Annotated in this window: 3 protein-coding genes; all 3 read left to right on the top strand. The window is 69.0% G+C overall.

Translation table 11 applies throughout. The features are described 5' to 3' along the window. Positions 1 to 678, top strand: a 678-nt coding sequence (fdhE, locus tag J7024_RS36735) for a formate dehydrogenase accessory protein FdhE (RefSeq protein ID WP_234746038.1), incomplete at its 5' end; no start/stop codon positions are given. A 76-nt stretch (positions 679 to 754) separates the two neighbouring features. After that, positions 755 to 2,194 (top strand): L-seryl-tRNA(Sec) selenium transferase, encoded by a 1,440-nt coding sequence (gene selA / locus J7024_RS36730; RefSeq protein WP_124826358.1) that lies wholly within the window; start codon positions 755 to 757, stop codon positions 2,192 to 2,194. After that, on the top strand, positions 2,191 to 2,825 hold a 635-nt coding region (gene selB, locus J7024_RS36725), incomplete at its 3' end, for a selenocysteine-specific translation elongation factor (protein ID WP_234746037.1). The genes selA and selB, both read left to right, overlap by 4 nt.

The following is a 2,825-nucleotide window of genomic DNA, read 5'->3' as shown; positions in this document are numbered from 1 at the left end:
CCGCTCGTGCCCGCGCTCGACGGCGAGCGCGACCCGCGGTGGCGGGCCGTGCTGTATGAACTGCTCGACCGCGTCGAAAGCGCCGGGCTCGTCAATCCGTCGCTCGCGAAGCTGCTCGACCGGCTGCGCCTGATGTCGCCAGCCGAACTCGACGCGCAGGCCGACGCGATCCTCGCGCTGCGCTTCGCCGAAGTCGACCCGGCCACCGCGCCGTTCCTGATGGCCGCGTTGCAGGTTGTGTGGACCGATCTCGCCAGCCGCGTCGCACCGGCCGATATTCCGTATCTCGACCAGCCGGGGCTGTGCCCGGTATGCGGCTCGCATCCGGTCGCGAGCGTCGTGCGCGTCGGCGGCCAGTTCCAGGGCTACCGTTTCCTGCAGTGCGGGCTCTGCACGACCGAGTGGCATATGGTGCGCACGAAATGTTCGCACTGCGACTCGACGAAAGGCATCGCCTATCACGGAATCGAGGGCGGCAGCGAAGCCGTCAAGGCCGAGTCGTGCGACGAGTGCAAGACCTATCGCAAGATCGGCTACCAGGAAAAGGACTACGAGTTCGAGCCGCTGGCGGACGATCTCGCAAGCCTCACGCTCGATCTGCTGATGAACGAAGCGGGCTACCAGCGCAGTTCGCCGAACCCGCTGCTGTGGCCGGACATGTCGCGCGAAGCGGACTGACGGCGGCCAGCCGGGGCGGGCGCGCAAGCCCCGGCCCCCGTTTGCCTGCCGCGCATCGAAATGGAGCCACGACCACGTGACCGAACCGGGTTTGAATGAACTGAATACCGTCCTCGCGCGCGTGCCGTCGGTCGAGCGCGTGTTGTCGTCGGCGCCGCTGCAACCGTTGCTCGCCGACTACGGCCGCACCCGCGTGCTGAACGCGGTGCGCACCGAACTCGAGCGCTGGCGTGCCGCCGCGCAGCATGATCCGTCGTCGGCCGAGCCGCTCGACGAGCCGCACATCGCGGCGGCCGTCGCCCGCACGCTGGCCGCGCAGAGCGCGGGCGCCGTGCGCGCGGTGTTCAACCTGACCGGCACCGTGCTGCATACCAATCTCGGGCGCGCGCTGCTGCCCGACGATGCAGTGAACGCGGTGGTCGCCGCACTCACGCAACCCGTGAACCTCGAATTCGATCTCGGTACCGGCCGCCGCGGCGACCGCGACGACCTGATCGACGATCTGCTGTGCGAACTGACGGGCGCGGAAGCAGCAACCGTCGTCAACAACAATGCGGCGGCAGTGTTTCTGACCCTGTCCGCGCTTGCGCAGAAACGCGAAGTGATCGTGTCGCGCGGCGAACTCGTCGAGATCGGCGGCGCATTCCGCATTCCCGACATCATGAGCCGCGCGGGTGCGAAGCTGCACGAGGTCGGCACGACCAACCGCACGCATCTGCGCGACTATGCGGACGCGATCGGCCCGCGTACGGCGCTGCTGATGAAGGTGCACTGCAGCAACTATGCGATCAGCGGCTTCACGAAGGAGGTGACGCTCGCCGAACTCGCGCCGCTCGCGCGCGAGCACGGGCTGCCGGTGGCGGTCGACCTCGGCAGCGGCACGCTCGCCGACCTGTCGCAATGGGGCTTGCCGCACGAGACGACCGTGCAGGAAACCGTTGCGGCCGGCGCGAACCTCGTCACGTTCAGCGGCGACAAGCTGCTCGGCGGTCCGCAGGCCGGCCTGATCGCCGGCGATCGCGCGCTCGTCGCGAAAATCAAGAAACATCCGCTCAAGCGCGCGCTGCGCGTCGGCAAGCTGACGCTCGCCGCGCTCGAACCCGTGCTGCGGCTCTATCAGGCGCCGGAATTCCTGCGCGAACGGCTCACGACGCTGCGGCTGCTGACGCGGCCGCAGCACGACATCGCCGAAGCAGCCGAGCGCGTGCGCCCGGTATTGCAGGCCGCGCTCGGCAGCGGTTTCGACGTGCGCATCGAACCGATGTTCAGCCAGATCGGCAGCGGCGCGCTGCCGGTCGACCAGTTGCCTAGCGCCGGGCTCGTCGTGCGCACGCCGGACGGCAAGCGCAGCGGCCGCGCACTCGCGCAGCTCGAGAAGCGGTTGCGCGAATGGCCGCACCCGGTGATCGGCCGCGTCGCCGACAACGCACTGCGGCTCGATTTGCGCTGTCTCGAGGCCGCGGACGAAGCGGCATTCGTCGCGCAATGCGCGCTGATCGCGGGACCGGTTGCATGATCGTCGGTACCGCAGGACATATCGACCACGGCAAGACGACGCTCGTGCGGGCGCTGACGGGTGTCGACACCGACCGGTTGAAGGAAGAGAAGGCGCGCGGTATCTCGATCGAGCTCGGCTATGCGTATGCGCCGCTCGAGAACGGCGACGTGCTGGGCCTGATCGACGTGCCGGGCCACGAGAAGCTGATTCATACGATGGCGGCCGGCGCGAGCGGAATCGACTTCGCGCTGCTCGTGATCGCTGCCGACGACGGTGTGATGCCGCAAACGCGCGAGCATCTCGCGATTCTGCAACTGCTCGGCGTCACGCACGGTGTGGTCGCACTGACGAAGTGCGATCGCGTCGATGCCGCACGCCTGTCGGCCGTGCGCGACGAGATCGCGGCGTGGCTGCACGGCTCGACGCTCGATGGCGCACCGATCTTCGAAACCTGCGCGACGCGCGTGGACGATCCTGGCGTCGCCGCGTTGAAGCGACACCTCGCCGATGCGGCGCTCGCGTGGCGCGCGCGCCGCGACGACGGCCTGTTCCGGCTCGCGGTCGATCGCGTGTTCACGCTCGCCGGGCAGGGGACCGTCGTGACGGGCACCGCATTCGCGGGCCGCGTGGCGACCGGCGACACGCTCGT

It is taken from the genome of Burkholderia sp. WTPI3 (assembly GCF_021483755.1).
GTDB lineage: Bacteria > Pseudomonadota > Gammaproteobacteria > Burkholderiales > Burkholderiaceae > Burkholderia.
Note: the sequence above shows the minus strand (reverse complement) of the source record. Positions and strands in the feature narration are given on the sequence as shown.